The organism is Mesorhizobium sp. M8A.F.Ca.ET.218.01.1.1, from assembly GCF_004791165.1.
GTDB lineage: Bacteria > Pseudomonadota > Alphaproteobacteria > Rhizobiales > Rhizobiaceae > Mesorhizobium.
Map to the genome: position 1 here is coordinate 73475 of NZ_SRUZ01000009.1, position 19993 is coordinate 93467.

The following is a 19993-nucleotide window of genomic DNA, read 5'->3' on the forward strand; positions in this document are numbered from 1 at the left end:
TTCGACGCACGGATAGATAGTGACCGTAGATGAGCATGGCGCGCGCGGCTAGATAGCGACACCGCCAAGTAGAACTCCATGCTCCGGCAGCAGACCCTATTTCGGTGTGTCGGCGGCCGGAACATCTTTGTTGATCGTCGTCTGCAGCTTTTCGATGCGCGCAAGGATCTCATCGAACGAATAAGATTTCTCGTCGAACATCATCGCCTGCATGGCTTGGTAGTCGGTGCGCAGGTCCTTTAGGCGATACTCGGCCGGCATCAGACGCAGGGTGCCCGAACGCGCGGTGTCATAGCTCGCCCAGCTCGATCGAAAGTACACGGCCTTGTGCCTGGCGACCTGCGCCAACATCTCGAAGTCGACAGCCGCCGCCTGCCCCTCGGCCGTGTCGAGAAGCATCGCCACATCATAATAGTGGCGTGAAAAATACTGAGGGGTGGGAGAGTCTTCGGGACGGTGCGCTTCGGAGTGAAGCGCAGTGGCCTTCTCCCAGAAAGTCCTGCGCGCCGCCAGCACCGTGATGGTGCAATCCGGATTCTCGAAGAAGGTGGGGAAATCGTCAGCTGAATAGGGTCGGATGGTCTTCTGCTCGGTCGGCCAAGGATCGCCGCGTGCACCGAACTCCAGTTTGACGCGCGGAGTTATGTAGGTGACGCCTTGATAGTCCTGACCGGTCAGCGCGGCCGGGTAGTGAAAGTTCAGGGTCTGGGGGTCGTTGGCGTCGACCTCCAGCGACCAGTTGCCCTTGACCGGCTCGCCAAGTTGGACAGCGATCGCCTCTCGCAGGGCAGGAAGCATGTTGTTGGCGATATGTTTTTCGACATCGGCCATGAGCGCATCGATGAGCTTGGCGGACTGCTTCTTGCTGATCCCTTCCCGCTCTGGATCCCGATCACCATCATAGCCGAGGTCGGCACGATCGAATGAGAGGTCGATGTCCTCCGAAAAGCGTCGGATTGCACCATAGGCCTTGGAGAGAGAGGTGCCACCTTTGAAAACCAGAGTGGGCGCATCGCCCTTCTGGAGTTCAAAGAGACGCTTCAAGGTCCAGCAAACCCAGAAGTCCTTCTCGATGATAATGCTGGCGACGCCGCGCAAGGCGCCGGACTCGCCGAAGACAGCCGCCCTATCGGACGCGTCCTGGCGAGCGAAGCTATCCATTGGCCGCGTCCGATCTGGTGTCCGCAATGGCGCGCAGCGTCGGGCGCATCCAGGCCGGGGCCTGAACGGCCGTCGACGCGAGCCTCTTCTTGTCGCTCGGCGACAGCTGGCGCGACGCGACGTGAACGATATCGGCCGCCCGTGACGGCCCCAGATGGCGTAGCGCCTGAACAACAGTCCCCGCCGCACTGCCCGGTGCGATGAGATGCTTGGGCGAAGCGTGGCGGAGATCGACGATGCGTTTTCCGAGCACCACCCGACGGGATGGTCCATCCGTCAGGTATGAACTGCGGGCCGGAACCTGGGTCGATAGGCCGAGGACGTTCGCCGCGCGCGGGCCGGCGACCTGCACCTGAGAGCCTGTCTCTCTGGCCAGTGCCTGGGCGATGTCATCGGCCGCTGGAGAAAGGGGACCAAGCTTTGGATGCATTTTGGGGAAATCGTAAAGGCCGCGCGCGAGGCGACGGAGCCTGCCGCTCTTGACGAGGCGAGACAGGGCCTGATCGATCGCCGCCCGCGCAGCCAGGTCAAGGAAATCGTTGGGCGTGAAAACGCTGCCGCGTCCGCTACTGCGGGCGCGCCTTACAATCCGATCTGGAGCTGACGTAACGGTCGTGTTCATGTGTCAGAAAATAGTACATATTTTTCTGACATGCAAGGCCTACGTGATACGCGAAGTTGGGCGTTTCAAGCGAGTTTGCCGGCCGCGGTCCGCGAAAGGACCGGCGTCTGGGTTTTGTCGATCGATGACCGTTATGACGTGACCTTAGCCCCTCTCCAAGGGTTCCTTGTACGCCCTCCCATCGATTGCCATAAGTTTGGCCACTCTTCATCCCCAGACCGCTCGATGATGGTTCATTACTCGGTCGGTTGCATGTTGACCAAGCTCCGACGTTTGAATTTCACCTGGTCCCCTTTGGGCCACCGTCCGTAACTCTCTTATTCAAAACCCGTGCAGCCAATTGACACCTGCTTGGACAAACAGCACAACCGACGGCTGGGCTTGGAAACTTCTTATGTGGTCCGATTCGGATACCGACATCGACTTTTTGAACTATTCGGAAGTTGCGGAGGTTGTTGTAGACCTTCTCGCCGACCCGAAATTGTTGCCACTTTCTGTCGGCGTGTTCGGCGGCTGGGGAATCGGAAAGTCAACTACACTTCGCCTTGTTGAGCGCGAATTGGATAAGGCACCGGAACGCTATCTCGTCATCAAGTTCGATGCTTGGATGTATCAGGACTTTGATGACGCGCGCGCCGCACTGATGAGTGTGATCTCCGGTGCGCTTGTAAAGGCGGCCCCGCCTGCCCTCAAGGACAGAGCGAAATCCTTGATCGGGCGCGTGAACAAACTACGGTTTTTGGGCGTGGCGCTGGAGGCCGGCGCCTGGGCAATGGGTGTGCCCACCTTCGGGGCGATTTCCAAAGGTGTGACAGCCGCTGGCGCGCTTTTTTCGGGTTCGCAAGAGGACACGAACCTCGAAGCCGTCAAGGATGCCGCCTCTGACGTCCAGTCACGCGGTGCATCGCTCTTGCGCGAGGCGGAAGAGAAGGGTCCGCCCGATGAGATCGACGCATTTCGTGCCGAATTCAAAGCTGTTCTCCAGGACCTCGGGAAAACGATGGTCGTCTTCATCGACAACCTCGACCGCTGTTTGCCCCGAAACGCCATAGAGACCATGGAGGCCGTGCGGCTTTTCCTGTTCATGCCCAACAGTGCATTCGTCGTAGCCGCCGACGAGGACATGATCCGACATGCCGTCAGTCAACACTTCAACAGCCCCTCGCAGCGCCACATCACCGACTATTTGGATAAGCTGATCCAGGTCCCGGTAAGGGTGCCAAGGGCGGGCATACAGGAGGTCCGCGCATACCTTATTCTGCTGCTTGCGAGCCGGTCCGATCTGAATGACGGAGCCGTTGAAAAACTGCGGCTCTATCTCATCGACCGCCTCCGGACCTCATGGAAGGATGATGGCGACTTCACGATCAACGAGATGCTGACCCAGTCCGGCGTGCAGGCGTCGAAAGAGCTGGCGACTGCATGGGAGATGGCCGACAGGATGGCGCCGATCCTGGCCCTGTCGCCCGGCGTCGTCGGCAACCCCCGCACCGTGAAGCGCATGCTCAACGTGGTGAGGATGCGGGCGAACGTTGCTCGTCGCCGTGCAATGCCTATCGACGAGGCGATGATCACCAAATTGGCGTTGTTCGAGCGTTGCACCGACATCGATGCGACGGAAGAGCTTCATAATCTCATCAACGCCAGCCCGCGCGGAAAGCCCGCCATCCTGGCCAACCTTGAACATGCCAAGCCCGGCGTAACAGTCGCTGACTTGCCTGAGAAGTGGTCGAAACATGCTCCATTTCTGATGGAATGGGCGAAGCTGCCGCCTGGGCTGGCTGGTGTTGATCTGCGGCCTGCAGTGTACCTCGCCCGGGAGACTGTCCCGCTTCGCATGAGATCCGGTTCTCTCGCCGGCGGCGCTGCAAAAGCCGTCGAAACACTCCTTCAGATCCGGTCCGTGTCTTCGCCAGCCGCCAAGGCGGCGTTGGACAGCCTGCAGCCGGGGGACATGATCCCCGTCATGGAAGCGGTCATCGAGGTGATGAGAAAAGACTCTGATTGGTCGCGAGCACGGATGGATTTTCGTGGAGCCACATTGGTTGCCGACAGATCCGCAGCCGCGGCCGAATTGCTGAACCGCTTTTTCAGATCGCTGCAGCTTCCGAAGACCCCGGGATGGGTCTCAACGATGCTCAAAGACAAGCCGTGGTGGGAGGAGTGACGAAAGGGTATGGGGACATCGTCGTCGTCTAAGGGGCGCAAGAACAACAGCCCGATGGTTCCACCGCATGCCGATGCCAATCCAGGCCAACCGGTACCTGCGCCCGAGGGACAGCGGTTCAGGGGCTTTCGTACGGAGTTTGGCCGGGCAGTGGCTGGCGCCGGCGGTGGATCTCTGTCTGCCGCGCTAGGCAAATATGCGCGTGACGCAACAGGGGGTGCCACAGTCGGACCCCGAAGGTTTGGCACTGCATACCAAGCCGGCGGCGCGCTTGTCGGGCTGCTCAACGATCTTCAACAAGGCGGCTCTGGCGCCGAGTTCGCGGGAATAGACCTATCGACGCTGAATGGACGCCCCCTGGCCGAGGCGGTTCAGGCGATTGCGCAAGCACTCGCCCCTGAGAATGCGGATGCCGACCTGATCCGCATAGCGGTACAAGAGGCGCTGGCCGAAGTGTTGCCCGATACCGCGTCATTCGAACCCGCCGATCTTGATGGCGACGTGTTGATCGCAGTCCTGATCGAGTTTTTCACGAGGATCATCTTTCAGGACATTGTCAGCGACGCCGGGGACGCCTGGAACAAGGCTCCTGACCAGGATCGCACGATCGAGGCGGAGAACGAACTTTTTGACATTATCCATGCCGCGGTCGACAGGCACCTTTCGCCTGCTCTGGCCAACGGGATGCAGAACATGACGCGGGCGCAAGTGGAGGCACAGGAACGTCGCGCAATGGACGCGATCTGGGCCGAATGGGAGGGAAATGAGTGACGCTGTGCCGCTTCTTTCTGGACAAGGAGACTTTTCCCGCCGACTGCCCTCCCAACGAATTGCACGTTCTCCTTTACGGAGGATCAGCCCCAATTCCGGGAGCCATCGCCATCGGGAACCAGGTCCGAGACCTCTTTTTGCGTTTCGGTGTGCAGCCGTCCGCGACAGCCGTTGATTTTGTGTCCATCGCGCTCGCGGTCACCGCGGCCGACACATTCGTTTTAAGAGATGACGCTGCGGACAGCTGGAGCAGGGATATCGAGATCCACCTGCCGCTGCGAGCACCCGACACATGGAATATGGTAAAGTCCCAACTGCAGCGCCTGCTCGGCTTTCTGAGCGGTGACCAATGGCGTTTTCACTTTGAAGGCGGCGGCGAGGCTCCTCCCCTTCCCTCGGTCATCCGGCAGCATGACAGACGGATAGACCTCCTTGCCGGCGATCTCGTTTCGCTTTTCTCAGGAGGTCTGGACAGCACCGTCTCTACGTTCCGGCTCATCGAGGAGAGCGCCCGCCCGGTCCTGGTTTCTCATGCCTACACCGGCGACAAATCCGTCCAGAACGCCATTGTCGCCCGCTTACCGACAGCCCTTCAGCACGTCTCGGTAAATGCCTGGCCAAACTCGGAGCGCACGTCCGAGATATCGATGCGTTCCAGAAGCTTCCTCTTCATAGCCATCGCCGCTTTGGTTTGTGACGTGAAATCAAGGCTGGTCGGCGGGCGCCCGATCGCACTGCAAGTTCCCGAGAACGGCCTGATTGCGTTGAACGCGCCATTAACGCCGAGACGGATCGGGTCCCATAGCACGCGCACAACGCATCCCTTTTTCTTGGATGGTGTCCAAGCGATTTTCGGCGCCGTTGGCATCCCGGCCACGATCGACAATCCGTTTGCAACCTGGACAAAAGGGCAAATGGTGCGATCGGTGAGCGGGAGCGAACTCTTTCAGGCCATTGCCTCAGAAACAGTCTCTTGCGGAAAGTGGAAGCGAGAAGGCCAACAATGCGGACGCTGCGTGCCCTGTCTCATCAGACGGGCGTCTCTCTACGAAGGTGACGTGGATGACCAGACCTCTTACCAGTCTGCCAGCCTCGTTGAGGTGATGAAAGTCGAAGACACCCGAGACGACCTGGTCGCGATGCTCTCGGCCGTCAAGCGCTTGGACAGTGCCAATGCCGACACGTGGGTTGCTCAATCAGGGCCTATGCCTGCCGATGTCGATCGCCGATCGGCCCTTGTCGATGTCCATCGACGCGGTCTAATGGAGGTCGGCAGATACCTCGCGGACAGTGGCTTCAAGATGTGATCGATTTTCATTGCCATCTCGACCTCTATCGGTATCCCGAGCTTGCGGTCGAAGATGCGGACAAATCAGGGGCTTATGTCCTCTGCGTGACCACGACGCCAAGGGCGTGGAAGTCAACGTCGGCATTGTGTGCGAACCGGCCACGGATCCGCACAGCCTTGGGGCTGCACCCCGAACTCGCCCATGAGCGCGAAGGTGAGTTACCCCTTTTCAAGCATTTTGCCTCTGAGACCAGATATTTTGGCGAAATCGGCCTGGATGGCTCCGAGCATTTGCGAAGCGCGAAGGCGGCTCAAGAGCGCGTCTTCACTGCCATATTGGCCACAGCAGCAGACCTCGGCGGCAAGATCCTGTCCATTCACAGCCGCCGCGCCGCTGACGAGGTCCTTGATTGTCTATCCAAACACTCCGCTGCCGGCACTCCCATCTTGCATTGGTTCAGCGGATCTCAAAGACAGCTCAGACGGGCTGTCGACCAGGGCTGCTGGTTCAGCTGCGGGCCCTCCATGTTGAAGTCAGAGAACGGAAAGGCGATTGCAAGGTCCTTGCCGCGCAACCGCGTGCTCACCGAAACCGACGGTCCATTCGCTCTCGAAGGCAGTCGGCCGCTTCAGCCAAAGGATTCCTGGCAAGCATTGAAGATGCTCTCCGACATCTGGCAAATCCCCGAAGCGGAAGCGGCTGCAATTCTCAAACACAATCTTGTGGCGCTGACAACGGGCAAGCCGTAGGGCCTGCATCAAGTCGGAAAGGCCAGCACGGGCCATCGTCGCGACGTCGTTGGGCAACGCAATCTGATGCTGGAAAGGCTCGATCAATGACCGACGGCGTTGAGATGCTCCGGCTGCGCTTGGTGAGCCATGACAGACATCGCTGTGTGGCGCATAGCTGTGGACGTGAACGGAAAATCCTTGTGTAATAGAAAGAGGGGGACAGCACCATGGACAAGGAAAGACCAAACCAGGCCGTCCTGTTCGATGACCGTTTCCTGGACAAATATGCAGGGCCGATCATTTCCGATCCTGCAGTGGCCATCGTTGAACTTGTCGCGAATGCTTGGGACGCCTACGCGACCAAGGTGGATATAGTCTGGCCCAAGCGCAGCCAAGACATCCGATTTTCCATCACTGACAACGGCAAAGGGATGACCCCGGCGCAGTTCGAGAGGCGTTGGAATACGCTTGACTACAATCGCCTTGCCGACGAGGGCACCAAGTCGGGGCCGCCCGAGGATCTGTCAGACTCCCCTCCCCGAAACCCGTATGGCCGCAACGGTAAAGGCCGCCATGCGGCCTTCAAGTTCTCCGACCCTTACACGGTGCGCACCTGGCGGGACAGCGTCGAAACCGTCTACGAAGTTCGTCGCGGTGTCACCCAACCCTTCGACGTCATGGTGATCAACTCCCGCGACAAGGTCATTGGGCATGGTACGGAGATAATGGCGACCGCCTCCGATGGCACTTCCATGGGCGCGGACACAGCCCGCGAGATCATCGGCACGCGCTTTCTCGCGGACCCGAATTTCGTGGTCTCGCTCGACGGAACTTTGGTCACATTCGATGACATCCCGACGCGCAACATCCAGAAGGTCAACGTCGACGTGCCCGGCTTTGGGGTGGTCCAGATCGTAATGATCGATAGCCAGAAAGCCGATCGGACCACGAGGCAGCACGGCATTGCATGGCGCGTGAATTCGCGGCTTGTCGGAAACCCGGGCTGGGTCGGGTTCGACCATGAGCGTATCCTCGACGGGCGGAGCACCGAAGCGAAACGCTTCCAGTTCATCGTCTCGGCAGACATCCTCGAGAATGCGGTGCAGCCGGACTGGAGCGGGTTCCTTCCCAATGACCCGGCATGGCAGGCCACCCGGCCCGCCGTGCATGCGCAGATCAAGCAGTACCTCTCCACCTTCTCTGCTGATCGCCGCCGTGAGGCGAAACACTCCGTCAAGGAACAGCTGGTCAAGACGGTGCGGCAGCTACCTCCCGTTGGGCGCGAACGCTGGAATCAGTTCGTGGATGAGGTGATCGATAATTGCCCCTCGATCTCGACGGAAGAGATCGGCAAGGTCGCGGGCATCCTCGCCAATCTTGAACTGAGCACGTCGAAATTCAGCCTAGTAGGGAAGCTGAACGAGCTGCAGCCGGGCGATCTCGATGCGCTGTACGAACTCCTCGACGACTGGACTCTCAGGCTCGCGAAGGACGCCCTCGATGAAATCCAGACGCGCCTGAAGCTGATCAAGGACTTGGATAAGAAGCTTCGCGACGACACCATGGACGAGGTCGGCGACCTGCAGCCGCTGTTCGAGCGATCGCTGTGGGTGTTCGGCCCTGAGTTTGAGAGCCTCGAGTTCACAAGCAACAAAGGCATGACGGAGGTCATTCGCAAGATATTTGGGTCGAATGAAACGGGTAGCAGGCAGCGACCCGATTTCGTGATGCTGCCCGATGGCAGCGTTGGGCTTTATAGCCGCGACGCGCATGATCTCGGACATGAAGTGGATGGTGTGTCCCGCCTGGTCGTGGCCGAGATCAAGAAGCCCGGCGTGGGCATAGGCTCCGAGCAGAAAGATCAGGCGTGGCGGTATGTGAAGGAGCTGAGGAGCAAGGGGCTTCTGACCGAAGCGGCCGTGACGACCTGTTACATCCTCGGCTCGAAGATCGATGCCGCCGAGGGCGGGAGTCGAACCGAGTGGGACGGACGCGTTACCATCATCCCGATGACCTACAATACTTTCATCCGTAGAGCGGAAAAGCGAATGCTCGGCCTTCGCGAAAGGCTAAAGGAGGCCCCGTTCCTGAAGGAACACGGTGTTGATGGCGATGCCTTCATCACGCCGCCACCGGATCCACAGCGGGACCTGCTAGCCGCTGCCGGCGCAGGTGCTTCGGCACACCCTTAGGATCAGCATGGCAACGTTCGGCCCACGATTTGGAGAGGACGACCTAGGCACCTTGTCCATCGAGGAACGAGGACGAGGCCTCGTGGAGGTGTTTTTCCAGCCTTCAGCGACGCGACTAAAGATCGCGCACCGCGAGGGGGACCCAACGACCCGCGTCCTGCTTATAAAGTTCGAGGCTAGGACGGACACGACCACGCTCTATCCCGTCAATACCATGCCCACGTCCGCGAGCTTCCTGACGCCTAAGCACGATCCCATTGTTTCGATCGAGCTGGTACTGAAGAATGGGTTCGCCCACATGGTCGATGATTATGACGGAGCCGAACATTTCGTCGTGCCGAGCACCCTCGATGACGTGCAGATGTACCTAGAGGAGTGCATGCCCTCGGGGTTCACTAAAAACCCGAATTTCGGGCTTGGGCTCGATCGCACGCTTTCATTCATCACCCAGGCGCTGTCACAGATCGACGGTATCAAGCAATTGCGCCTGACCGACGAGAAGACCCTCGAGGTCTCTCGGTCGGCCGACGGCAAGACCTTTGAGATGGGCTATCGCCTTTTCGACGAGTTGCGCCGCGGGGCCAATCGTTTTGATGACAAGGCGCGCGCCTCGAGCAGGAAGAAGAAGCACCAGGCCGCCTACACCAATCTTCTCACCAGGCTCGACCGTACAAAGTTTCCGCTGAAGCTGTTCGAGCGCGCACCTGATGATCTAGCGGAAGTGATCGGCGAGACTATTGTAGACGCCCGCCTTTCGGAAAAAGACCGGGCGGCCGTTGTCAGCCTCGCCGGCGCAACGGTCCGCAAATCAATCAAAACCCAGCGCGCCGGGCTCGTAAAACTTCATGACGAGATTGAACTTGCTTCCCTCGATGAGCTGATAGTCCATATGGAAACGCAGTTCGCCGCGAGGGCCACCGAGCCGCAATGGCAGAAGCTGTTCGAGGCCAACCCTTTTATCCTGGACATGGCATTCAACGTGCCGGTGCTTTTGCTGCAGGGGCAGGCCCATGTCGGCGGGAAGATCCTCGACGGGTCAGGCGAGAAGATCGCCGATTTCCTGTTCACCAACCAGCTGACCGACAGTATTGCTATTTTGGAGATCAAAACGCCCGGCATGGACCTGGTCAGCAAGAAGCAATACCGGGGCGGAGTCTTGGCGCCCTCCCCCGAGCTCGTCGGCGCGGTCGTGCAGACCCCGCGACCAGATCGACAAACTGCGTAGCGATATCTACCGAATTAAAGCGCTTAATCCCCAGCATAAGCTGGAGTCCTACGGCATCAAAGGTGTGGTGCTGGCGGGCACAATCCCGGATACCGAGCGGAAGCGTTCCTTCGAACTGTATCGCAACAGCTTGTCCGGGCTGTCTATCATCACCTTCGATGAGCTGCTAGCGAAGCTGAAATCCTTGCGCGAGCTCCTGTCGGCGAAGCCGGCATAGCGGCATGGCGCGGACCCTCTGCAACGCGATAAGAGGGACCCTTGGTGTCAACGCAGAGCTATTCGTCCGTCTCGACTCCGATGTCCTCTGGGACGCCAGCAAAGTCCGGCATGATGCTGCCCGCAAGCAACTTCTCCTTCGACAGCAGGCCGGCATCCTCGAGCGCCTCGAAATCCGGCAGGTCGCGCAGCGTATCGAGCCCGAACTCCAGCAGGAATTCTTTCGTCGTCACATAGGTGTAGGGCGCGCCGGGTGTCGGACTGCGCGGACCGGACGCAATCAGCTTCGCGCCGCGCAGATGACCAATAAAATCGCGGCTGATCTCCTTGCCGAAGAAGGAAGAAAGCTCGGCGCGAGTGATCGGCTGGAAGTAGCCGATGCACATCAGCACGAGCACCTCGGACTGCGTGAGGTCTGCCGCGCGCTCGTTGCCGCCAACCGCGGCACGAATGGCGTCGGCATAGGCCGACCGCGTCAGATGCTTCCACCCGCCAGCGACGGCGACCAGGTCGTAGGGCCGGCCGCGCAATTCTTCCCGGATGTCGTCGATCAGGAGATCGATGCTGCAGCCTTTCCCCACGATGCGGGCGAGCGTTTCGCGCGTCACCGGTTCGCTGGCCGCAAAAATTGTTGCCTCGACGCGATGCATCCACTCGCGCCAGCGCGCCTCCGGCGGCAGGTGATCCAGCTCCCGGTCAAACAACTGGTCAGCTGATCGACGGTCATCTGACCGGCTCCCCCGTTGCCTCCGCGCCGTCTCCGCCATGATCGTCACAGCCCGTAGATGCGGAACGTTGGGCGCCCGGAAAGCTCGCGCACGGCGCCAAGTTCGACCAGCCGATCGAACAGGCGTCGAAGGCCGCGGTCGCTCATGCCGGCAACCTTTTCCGAGGCAATGATTGCATCGTCGGCCAGTAGCTTGTCGACAACAGCGTCCGCCGCCTTGGCCCGGAGTTTCGGCGCGACCGCAAGCAGCCGGTCCGCGCGGCGCTTGAGTTCAGCGGAAAGATCGATGGCGCGAAGCGCAGCGCGCGCCTGCACGGCCAGCAGACTTCTGGCACGCTCAAGATCTGTCTCAATGCCTGTCACCGGAGAGATGGCTGCCGATCGACGCGGGCGGGCGCTTATGCCCAAGGCTGCCTCGGCGCCCAGCAGCGGCACCGCGTGTACCCAACCCAGCCGTTGCGCCAGCAAGCCGTCGGCGAGCCATGCCCCGACGGCGCGCGCAAAGCCGTGGCGTTCGGCGGCCATGAATGTGCCGGTCAGCGTTGCGACCATATCAGTGCCGGCAGCGAGTTGCCGGAGATCATCCGCCAAATCGCTGACCACCTCATCATCCGGGGCATAGCCGAACTCTTCCAACACCGCGGCGAGGTTTTTCTCCGTCAGCAATTCCTCCGCGGGCCGGGCTGCCAGCCGGCGCCAGGCAAGCAGCAAAAGCCCGGCGGGACCGACGGACCAAAAATCGCCCGGTCGCGCGAGCAGCAAGGCATCGCGCAGTGCGCTTTCATCCTCGACGCGGCCGGCCTGTTTCGCCGTTGCCGCTGCCGCCGAAAGCGCAAGCCGCTGCCGCCAAGCGCCGGCCCACCGCTCCTGCTGGCGAACGACTGCATCGAGCGCGCCGATGGCGGCACCAGCAGCGAGCGCGACGTCATCAACACCTTTTCCCGCAAGGCTTTGCGCATCCGGTACGGCGCGGCGCAGCCAGGCCGGCACCGCTGCCATCGGCGCGGTCGAAGCGGCACCGGCAAGCGTGGCGTAATGACGCGAAAAGGGTTTGGCGCGCAGAATCATTGCAAGCACGATGAATCATGACGGCGCTTTTCGCAACGGAAATAGGCAAAAAGCGCTGTACCTGTAGGCAACACACAACGAATGATAATCTTGCATTATCGTTCGTGTTGGTCTTTATAGAGGAAATGGCCCCTATCGTCGATCAAAACCCCGAAAATCGTACTCGGCATCGCTCCGCTCGACCACAGGAAACGGCGCGGGGTGTCGATCAAATCGCGCAGGTGGCCTCGGCCGGGCACGACACGCCGATCGCCGACGACCTGCCCGACATCGTCGACGTTGTCATGGAGATGGGTCGTATCCCGGAGGAACCGCCGGCCGAAGCCCCCTCCCCTCTCCCGGCCGTCGCCAATCCCCGCCTGCCGGCGCATCTCGACGCGCTGGCCGATCGCGCCCGCGACTATGTCGAGGCGGCGAGTTCCGCCAATACGCGTCGGGCCTATGCGGCTGATTGGAAGCATTTTGCGAGTTGGTGCCGGCGCCAGGGCGTCGAAACGTTCCCGCCGGATCCCCAGGTGGTCGGGCTCTACATCACCGCGTGCGCCTCTGGCACGGCGACCGGCGACAAGAAGCCGAACTCGGTGTCCACGATCGAGCGCCGGCTTTCCTCACTGACGTGGAACTATGCGCAGCGCGGCCAGCCGCTCGACAGGAAGGACCGCCATATCGCGACCGTCATGGCCGGCATTCGCAACAAGCACGCCTCCCCACCCCGGCAGAAGGAGGCGGTGTTGCCGGAAGATCTGATCGCCATGCTGGAGACGCTCGACCGCGGCACGCTACGCGGCCTGCGCGACCGCGCCATGCTGCTCTTGGGTTTCGCCGGCGGCCTGCGGCGCTCCGAGATCGTGGCTTTGGATGTCGGCCGCGACCAGACCGAGGACGGCCGAGGCTGGATCGAGATCCTTGACAAGGGCATGCTCGTTTCTCTTCGCGGCAAGACCGGCTGGCGGGAGGTCGAAGTCGGGCGCGGCTCGTCCGATGCCACCTGCCCAGTTGTCGCGGTGCAGACTTGGCTCAAGCTCGCCCGTATCGCGCATGGTCCCCTCTTCAGGCGCGTCACCGGCCAGGGCAAGGCGGTCGGCGCCGATCGACTCAACGACCAGGAGGTGGCGCGCCTGGTCAAGCGCACTGCGCTGGCGGCCGGCGTGCGCGGCGATCTGTCGGAAGGCGAACGAGCAAAGCTCTTTGCCGGACATTCGCTACGCGCTGGCCTCGCCTCTTCGGCCGAAGTCGATGAGCGCTATGTGCAAAAGCAGCTCGGCCATGCCTCGGCTGAAATGACTCGCCGCTATCAGCGCAGACGCGATCGCTTCCGTATCAATCTCACCAAGGCGAGCGGACTATAGGCCGGGCACGCCTCTCCCCTGCCCTTCGGATGCCGAGAAGTACGTTATCGCCAGGATAGCTGGTCCTTCGGCAACCGGCCGCTTGGGTCGAATACGGTTATATTGTGCGGCAGACCCGGACCCCAGTCCCAAAGGACCAGGTTACGATCCTCCATTTCGGCGCTCGGCGCGAAACTTGGGACCACAATGCCGGCAATACTCCGAGGCCGCAGCCGGTCGCAGACGGACCAGGACGCCGGGCGCTCTCCGTCGCTAAGCGCCGTCGCCCAGGCGCAGGCCATGTCCTCGAGCGCGATAGAAAATTCTCCCCTCGCCTCGTCCGTTGTCAGATCCACGATGTCGTCGCAGTCGATCTCATAGGAACACAGCACGCAAGGATCGATCCGGTGCGCGAACCCCTGGTTGGCTTCCTTGACCGCTGTCATGATGGTCAGCGCCAAATAGAGCGCCGGCACGCCTTTGGGATTAAATCGCGCACCTCTGATCGCCGCCCCTTCGCCGGAAGTCGGCTTGAATGCCCAACGTGGATCGTGTGCGCGGTAGCAGGTTCCAACGAACCTCACGCAAACCCGCCAACGGCCATGTGATCGAGATAGTCACGGACCGCTGCTGCCTTGCCGTCCTTCACCAGCGCCTCAGCGGTGCGTCCGCCAAATGCTGGAAGCGGCTGAGCTCGATACCAAGCCATCGCCTGCTCCTTGCCGCCCGCCCAATCCGTCACGCGACTTATGATCTCGAGCATTTCCCGCAGACGCCCCTGTGTCTTAACCGTAGCGCTGCGCTCTGAGCGATAAAGGGTCTCGCGAGCAAGACCGGCGGTCTGGGCCAACTGGCCCTTGGACATGCCAAAACCATCCGCGACCTGCTCGATCGCAATCTTCCCGTTCCGGTCCATATAGGACAAAACGAGAGGTCCATTCTGCTCGGGGATCTTGAGTGCATGGGCCACAGAATTCATCCTACCATATGGAGAGTCATATTTCTTGTGCAAAAGATATGGCAGTTCTCGGCACCTTTCAAGCCCAGGACCGAACCATTCAAGCTGCTCCCACCGTCTGCGCGCTTATGTCGAAGCAGCGAGTTAGGCAAACACCCGTCGTGCCTATGCCGGCAACTGGAAGCATTTTTTGAGCCCGGTGCCGGCGTAAGCTATTTGATCCGCAGCCGCCAGACCCACAGATCGTCGGCCTCAACATCGCGGTCCAGGCCTCGGGATCGGCAAGGGACACAGGTCGGCGTCGACCATCGAGTGCTGCCTGTCGTCGCTGACTTGGCACGCAACGCGGTCGACCGTTCGACCGAGAGGACCGGCATATCGCCACGGTGCTCGCCGGCATCCGTAACAAACACGCCTCTCCTCCCATCAAAGGAAGCCATCCTGCGCGACGTTCTTCTCGCCATGCTGGAAACGCTTGACCGCGGCACCTGCGCGGTCTGCGCGACCGCGTCATGCTGCTTTTGGGCTTCGCCGGTGGCTTGCGCCGATCCGAATCGTCTGCCTCGATGTTGCCGGCTGGCGACAAATCCTAGCCATTGAATTGCCATTCGCGAGAATCGCTCGGCCCGGACAGAATGCCTCGTTGCAAAAAGGGGGCCGTGGGGCGTCTGACTGGCCAGCCCGGCGGGGCGATCACGAAGCGCGATTTGCCAGCAATCGACACCGTTTGGCGCGTGGGCGCCCCACGCGCACTCTCCTCCGGTGCGTCGACGATGAGGCAAGCAAGAGGCTGCTGCAGCCGTCAGGCAACTTCCCTCTGGGTCTAGTCCAATTGTTGGCGAAGGATCCTGGGGACGTATCGAGAACCAAACTTCTCGCACAACTCGTCCGCCCGTACTTTGAGTTCCCAGCTGGGAACAGCTCTTCAAGTTGGAGGCTTGCACGGCACCAATAAACCTAGATACCCTCAACTTTATGGTTGGGGCATGTGGCTCTCGGGTGGGTTGGCTCTTCCAGAGTTAGAGTGAGTCGAAAACGGTGACGCCGTCGCTGATACTTGCGTGTCATCTCGGTAGGCGTGGAGAAGCTGCTTCTGCCCATAGCGCTCTCGCACGCCGGCGGCCAAGGCCGCGCGTTTGACCAGCCGCGCCACCTCCTGACCGTTCAGATGCTCGGCTTCCACCGCTTTGCCCTGACCGGTGACGCGGCGGAACAGGGGACCATGCGCAATACTGGCCAGCTTCAGCCAGGTCTGCAGGGCGACGATCGGCAGGTGGCGTCGGACGAGCCGCGACCAATTCGACCTCCGCCAGCCAGTCTTGCCCCGCAACGTAACCGGCACGCCCCTTGTCTGGGAAGAATTCAATCCAGCGGCGACCGTTGGTTTGATCGCGCGACATCGGAAGCGGCGTGGCATGGCCGCATCATCACAACATAACCGATCGTTGCCGATGCGAACGACCGCCCGAGCTCCGCGCCTGCCGTCACAAAGAGAATTTCGCCGCCGCGCCAATGTGGCGGTCTCTCCAGGCGTCGAAAGGTGCCTGCATGTAGGTCACTCGCCGCCGTACGCGGGAAGCTAGAGGCCAACCGGCACCGACGTCGACTGCAACTTGAGGCACACGAAGCCGGCGACCACGAAAAGTTCCCAGCTGGGAACTGCCTTGTGTCCATTTGCTCGAATACTCCGAATCGGGCATAAGCCAGTAACGGAAAAACCGCGTAATTCGAAAAGTTGGCGTAGTTGGCGTGGCGTTAACGGCTTGTTAACCACAGTCGCTATCATTGTGGCTGGGTGCAAGAGGAGAATCTGGGTGACGCGGCATCTAAGTAGCCTTCAGTTCATGAATACCTTTTCGACGAAACTCGAGAAGGCACTCAACAATCTTTCGCTGGCTCAGTATCCTCCTGACGCGGTTCGTACCATGCGCAAATTCACTTCGACCGAAGTGGCGGCGTTGCTGGGAGTGACCGAAGCTTATATACGCCAGGTTTCCTTAAAAGGGCAGGGACCCGAGCCAGAGACAACAACCACCGGAAAGCGCCTATATTCCGTGGGGCAGGTGCTTGAGCTTCGGATGCATCTGGCGGAAAAGGCGCGAAAGAAGTGGATCAATCCTCGTCGCGTTGATGGCGAAGACTGCCAGATAATCGCGATCACCAACTTCAAAGGCGGATCGTCCAAGACAGCGACCACTATTCACTTGGGTCACTGGCTGGCACTTCGTGGGTATCGCGTTCTCGCAGTCGACATGGATCCCCAGGCGTCGTTAACCAGTCTGCAAGGAGCATTACCGGGATTTGACTACCGAGAAGGTGACACCCTTTACTCGGCGATCCGGTTTGACGATCCGGTGCCAACAGAAAAAATTGTGCATCAGACACATATCATCGGATTCGACGTCATCTGCGCCGGTCTTGAGCTGACAGAATTCGAAACCGCCGTTACCCTTGAGATGCGCAAGAGCGGTGGAACGAGTTTCCTTCTTCGAGTGTCACAGGCGCTAGAACAGATCGTTGATCGCTACGACATCGTTCTTCTCGACTGCGCTCCGTCACTCAATTTCCTTACGCTTTCCTCGCTCACGGCCGCTACCGGGGTCCTCATCCCAGTGCCGGCTCACATGCTCGATGTCGATTCCACAGGCAAGTTTTTGGAGCTGGCCGCGTCTTATATGCAAATCCTGGATGAGGCTGGTGCAGGTGCGCGTTGGGATTTCGCCAAATTCCTCATCACCAAATTTGAGGCGAATGACCACCCGCAAGCCAATATGCAGGCCCTAATGCGTCAAGTTTTTGGCGAGGATCTACTTCTGAATTCAGTCTCCAAATCAACTGCAGTTGCCGACGCTCTCACTTGGAAGCAGAGCCTCTACGAAGTGCAACGATCGAGGTTCTCGGCACCTAAAACTTATGATCGTGCAATCGAATCGATCAATGCCGCGAACGCGGAAATAGAAAGCCTCATCACAATGGCATGGAGGCGTGAACAGTGAGCCGCAAAGATTCTAAGGGCATGTTTGCTGCTGTTTTGGGGCAACTTGGGGAGGAGAATTCGGAGGAAGCCCTCAGCCGTCGCACGTCATCCCCACACCTGATGAAGGTAGCGGCTGGTGTTCGCCAAATGCAAGAGCGTAGCGATATAGCCGACAAGTTATTGAAGTCAGGCGAACAGATCATTGAACTCGATCCCGACAAAATACGGCCGTCATCTATCACCGATCGATATGATGACGCCTATGAGATTTCCGCCATCGCTGAAATCACAGAATCCATGCGGGAGCGCGGTCAAATTGTGCCGGGATTGGTTCGACCAGTACAAGGCAAGGATGGCGAGTTTCAAATCGTCTATGGTCGCAGAAGACTAGCGGCAGCTAAGCAGCTTGGGATCGGATTCAAAGCGGCCGTCCGCGAGCTAACCGATGAACAAGCTGTCATTTTCCAAGGGGAAGAAAACACAGCTCGAGAGGATCTTTCATACATCGAAAAATGCGCTTTTGCGCTTGCGCAACAGGAAGCAGGATACAAACGGGATACCATCTGCGCTTCGTTGTCGACCGGAAAATCGCACGTTTCCGAGATGATCAAAATCGCCTCCTCGGTCGACAAGGAGATACTGCAATCGATTGGCAAAGCCCCCGGGATTGGTCGAGGACGATGGCAGGAATTCTCAAACCGCTATTCCGTCGATGGCTCACTCGCGAAAGCCTTCGATCTTACTCACAAAAACAAATTCCGCGAGGCAACGTCCGATGACAGATTCATCATGCTGCTTGAGACGCTCCCGTCGGATACCAATGCGATTAAAGGACCTGCGGCTCCGGCCAAGCCATCAAAGCCCATGATTGCTATGAAATCCTGGGCTGCTCCAGACAAAACGGTCAGCGTCAGCCTCAAAGACAACGGAAAAACTACCATGATTGCCGTGGGAGAGGCCGAAGGATCGCGTTTCGCAGCGTTTATCGCCGGACAACTGGACGACCTGTTTGAGGCCTTTCGGAAGTCCACCACGAAACAAGGAGTCTGAAGCCGCAAAAGAAAAAGGCCCCCGAACGGCAAGCCGTGGAAGCCTCTCTCTGAACTAAGCACTCCGAGAATCGCATCTCCACGAATCACTGTCAAGAGTCATTGGCGTCGTTTCGGCGAGCAGATTTCTTTTGCCTAATCGAGGGTGAAAGAAAATGGAGACGGGTATTGCAACGACGCCCTTTGGGCGGCGGCCGATGTCGCTTGCCATGTTGGCAGCGCAAAACGATTCACGTGGAATCCCCAAGGGCAGGGTCGTCGACAAGTGGCAGATCTACCGCAACCTCTGCGAAGGCAAGAGCATCGTCGGCGTCGGCGATCGTGCTCTGGCCGTCCTGAATGCGTTGTTATCTTTCTATCCTGACAGTGAGTTGAGTGAGGAGAACGATCTCATCGTCTTTCCCTCAAACGCTCAGCTGTCGCTGAGGGCGCACGGGATGCCTGATGCCACGCTCCGGCGGCACCTGGCGGCTCTTGTTGACTGCGGGCTGATCACCCGTCGGGATAGCCCGAACGGCAAGCGTTACGCCCGCAAGGGCAGGGGAGGGGAGATCGAGGAAGCATTTGGCTTCTCCCTGGCGCCGCTGCTGGCCCGTGCTTACGAATTCCAGGCGGCGGCCGAGCGTGTTCGCGCCGACAACAGGGCGCTCAGGCTTATGCGCGAGCGGATCACCTTGCACCGCCGTGACATCCATAAGCTGATAGAGGCGGCCCTTGATGAAGACGTCCCTGGCGACTGGGGAGGCCTGTGGAAGCGCTTCCGCGGCGTTGTGGAGGCAATTCCTCGCCGAGCTTGCATTGCCGAGCTCGAGCCCATCGTCGCTGATCTGGCCGCCTTGCGTGAGGATGTGGATAAGCTGCTGGAAATTCATATGAAATCTACGAATCCGAGCGGCAATGACTCTCAAAACGAGCGGCAGCAATCTGATTCAAATACCGACTCTATTTTTGAATTTGAACCTGCTTTAGAGAAAAGCGGGTCGACGGCCGAGCCCAGGACGAGGACCGCAGAGGCGCCGAAAACATACCCGCTGGGGATGGTGCTAAAGGCCTGCCCCGAAATTGCGGATTATGCCGTCGACGGGATCGGCAATTGGCGCGATCTTATGATAACCGCCGCCCAGGTGAGGGGATATCTGGGCGTTTCGCCGTCAGCGTATGAGGAGGCTTGCCATGTGATGGGCCAGGAGATCGCGGCGATCGTGATTGCCTGCATTCTGCAAAGGGCGCAGCACATCAACTCGGCCGGCGGCTATTTGCGGGTATTGACCGAAAAGGCAACGGCAGGGCAGTTCTCAGTCGGGCCGATGCTGATGGCGGCGCTCAAGGCGAACGGGACGACGGCGAGGATGACGGGATGACGAGCGCCAATCCCGCAGCTTGTCCCTTTGCGAAATCGCATCAGGCATGCAAGCTTCAGTGCACCAAGAGAACAAGTCTGGTGGCCTACGGCATGTCGCTGAAGTGTCACCCTTGCTGACCCATATGCGCGGTGCGTCGGATGTTTCCTCC

The 19993-nt window shown here is 59.8% G+C and carries 16 protein-coding genes and 2 pseudogenes; 11 read left to right on the forward strand and 7 right to left on the reverse strand.

Annotated features, from left to right (window positions below; translation table 11 throughout):
• Positions 1–96: 96 nt before the first annotated feature.
• Complete coding sequence (locus EN861_RS28300) at positions 97–1161, reverse strand: nucleotidyl transferase AbiEii/AbiGii toxin family protein (RefSeq protein WP_135867118.1); 1065 nt, start codon at positions 1159–1161, stop codon at positions 97–99.
• Positions 1154–1783 carry a DUF6088 family protein gene (locus tag EN861_RS28305; RefSeq protein ID WP_135867120.1) on the reverse strand — a complete coding sequence of 210 codons (630 nt, stop codon included), beginning with the start codon at positions 1781–1783 and terminating at the stop codon, positions 1154–1156. Before EN861_RS28305 ends, EN861_RS28300 begins: the two co-directional genes overlap by 8 nt.
• Before the next feature lie 394 nt (positions 1784–2177).
• Between EN861_RS28305 and EN861_RS28310 the strand changes: the two genes are divergently transcribed.
• From EN861_RS28310 to EN861_RS36700, 6 genes are all read left to right on the forward strand, one after another.
• Complete coding sequence (locus EN861_RS28310; RefSeq protein ID WP_135867122.1) at positions 2178–3950, forward strand: P-loop NTPase fold protein; 1773 nt, start codon at positions 2178–2180, stop codon at positions 3948–3950.
• A 150-nt stretch (positions 3951–4100) separates the two neighbouring features.
• A complete protein-coding gene (locus EN861_RS28315; RefSeq protein WP_245512130.1) occupies positions 4101–4721 on the forward strand; it encodes a hypothetical protein in 621 nt (206 codons plus the stop codon).
• On the forward strand, positions 4718–6028 hold the full coding sequence (gene qatC, locus EN861_RS28320; protein ID WP_135867126.1) for a Qat anti-phage system QueC-like protein QatC: 1311 nt from the start codon (positions 4718–4720) through the stop codon (positions 6026–6028). The genes EN861_RS28315 and qatC overlap by 4 nt, the downstream gene beginning before the upstream one ends.
• Positions 6025–6759, forward strand: a complete 735-nt coding sequence (qatD, locus tag EN861_RS28325; protein ID WP_135867128.1) for a Qat anti-phage system TatD family nuclease QatD — start codon at positions 6025–6027, stop codon at positions 6757–6759. Before qatC ends, qatD begins: the two co-directional genes overlap by 4 nt.
• Before the next feature lie 209 nt (positions 6760–6968).
• The gene (locus tag EN861_RS28330; protein ID WP_135867130.1) at positions 6969–8933 is read left to right on the forward strand and encodes an ATP-binding protein; all 1965 of its coding nucleotides are present in this window, start codon (positions 6969–6971) and stop codon (positions 8931–8933) included.
• A 52-nt stretch (positions 8934–8985) separates the two neighbouring features.
• Positions 8986–10158 carry a Shedu anti-phage system protein SduA domain-containing protein gene (locus EN861_RS36700; protein ID WP_210235197.1) on the forward strand — a complete coding sequence of 391 codons (1173 nt, stop codon included), beginning with the start codon at positions 8986–8988 and terminating at the stop codon, positions 10156–10158.
• A gap of 275 nt (positions 10159–10433) precedes the next feature.
• On the opposite strand, the gene EN861_RS28345 is transcribed toward EN861_RS36700, so the two are convergent.
• Complete coding sequence (locus EN861_RS28345) at positions 10434–11141, reverse strand: SMC-Scp complex subunit ScpB (RefSeq protein ID WP_189343760.1); 708 nt, start codon at positions 11139–11141, stop codon at positions 10434–10436.
• Positions 11142–11146: 5 nt separating this feature from the next.
• Positions 11147–12169 carry a DUF1403 family protein gene (locus EN861_RS28350; protein WP_135867256.1) on the reverse strand — a complete coding sequence of 341 codons (1023 nt, stop codon included), beginning with the start codon at positions 12167–12169 and terminating at the stop codon, positions 11147–11149.
• Positions 12170–12294: 125 nt separating this feature from the next.
• On the opposite strand from EN861_RS28350, the gene EN861_RS28355 reads away from it, so the two are divergent.
• Positions 12295–13518 (forward strand): site-specific integrase, encoded by a 1224-nt coding sequence (locus tag EN861_RS28355; RefSeq protein WP_135867134.1) that lies wholly within the window; start codon positions 12295–12297, stop codon positions 13516–13518.
• 44 nt (positions 13519–13562) lie between these two features.
• On the opposite strand, the gene EN861_RS28360 is transcribed toward EN861_RS28355, so the two are convergent.
• On the reverse strand, positions 13563–14081 hold the full coding sequence (locus EN861_RS28360; RefSeq protein ID WP_135867136.1) for an RES family NAD+ phosphorylase: 519 nt from the start codon (positions 14079–14081) through the stop codon (positions 13563–13565).
• Positions 14078–14413, reverse strand: a complete 336-nt coding sequence (locus EN861_RS28365; RefSeq protein ID WP_179296568.1) for an MbcA/ParS/Xre antitoxin family protein — start codon at positions 14411–14413, stop codon at positions 14078–14080. Before EN861_RS28365 ends, EN861_RS28360 begins: the two co-directional genes overlap by 4 nt.
• A 160-nt stretch (positions 14414–14573) precedes the next feature.
• Between EN861_RS28365 and EN861_RS36445 the strand changes: the two are divergent.
• Positions 14574–15009: pseudogene (locus tag EN861_RS36445) on the forward strand (integrase); the annotation flags it as partial.
• A gap of 403 nt (positions 15010–15412) precedes the next feature.
• Here EN861_RS36445 and EN861_RS36450 read toward each other — a convergent pair.
• Positions 15413–15861: pseudogene (locus EN861_RS36450) on the reverse strand (hypothetical protein); the annotation flags it as partial.
• 408 nt (positions 15862–16269) lie between these two features.
• Between EN861_RS36450 and repA the strand changes: the two are divergent.
• The 3 genes from repA to repC all read left to right on the forward strand — a co-directional run bounded on the left by repA (position 16270) and on the right by repC (position 19842).
• Positions 16270–17451: a plasmid partitioning protein RepA gene (gene repA, locus EN861_RS28380; RefSeq protein WP_135867139.1), complete on the forward strand. Its 1182-nt coding sequence runs from the start codon at positions 16270–16272 to the stop codon at positions 17449–17451.
• Positions 17448–18482 (forward strand): plasmid partitioning protein RepB, encoded by a 1035-nt coding sequence (gene repB, locus EN861_RS28385; protein ID WP_135867141.1) that lies wholly within the window; start codon positions 17448–17450, stop codon positions 18480–18482. The genes repA and repB overlap by 4 nt, the downstream gene beginning before the upstream one ends.
• A 154-nt stretch (positions 18483–18636) precedes the next feature.
• On the forward strand, positions 18637–19842 hold the full coding sequence (gene repC / locus EN861_RS28390; RefSeq protein WP_135867143.1) for a plasmid replication protein RepC: 1206 nt from the start codon (positions 18637–18639) through the stop codon (positions 19840–19842).
• The last annotated feature ends 151 nt before the right edge of the window (positions 19843–19993 follow it).

Excerpts from the sequence above, each read along its gene's own strand:
- EN861_RS28300 (WP_135867118.1), bottom strand. The coding sequence starts at position 1,161 with ATGGATAGCTTCGCTCGCCAGGACGCGTCCGATAGGGCGGCTGTCTTC.
- EN861_RS28305 (WP_135867120.1), bottom strand. The coding sequence starts at position 1,783 with ATGAACACGACCGTTACGTCAGCTCCAGATCGGATTGTAAGGCGCGCC.
- EN861_RS28310 (WP_135867122.1), top strand. The coding sequence starts at position 2,178 with ATGTGGTCCGATTCGGATACCGACATCGACTTTTTGAACTATTCGGAA.
- EN861_RS28330 (WP_135867130.1), top strand. The coding sequence starts at position 6,969 with ATGGACAAGGAAAGACCAAACCAGGCCGTCCTGTTCGATGACCGTTTC.
- EN861_RS28345 (WP_189343760.1), bottom strand. The coding sequence starts at position 11,141 with ATGGCGGAGACGGCGCGGAGGCAACGGGGGAGCCGGTCAGATGACCGT.
- EN861_RS28350 (WP_135867256.1), bottom strand. The coding sequence starts at position 12,169 with ATGATTCTGCGCGCCAAACCCTTTTCGCGTCATTACGCCACGCTTGCC.
- EN861_RS28355 (WP_135867134.1), top strand. The coding sequence starts at position 12,295 with ATGGCCCCTATCGTCGATCAAAACCCCGAAAATCGTACTCGGCATCGC.
- EN861_RS28365 (WP_179296568.1), bottom strand. The coding sequence starts at position 14,413 with ATGGACCGGAACGGGAAGATTGCGATCGAGCAGGTCGCGGATGGTTTT.
- repC (WP_135867143.1), top strand. The coding sequence starts at position 18,637 with ATGGAGACGGGTATTGCAACGACGCCCTTTGGGCGGCGGCCGATGTCG.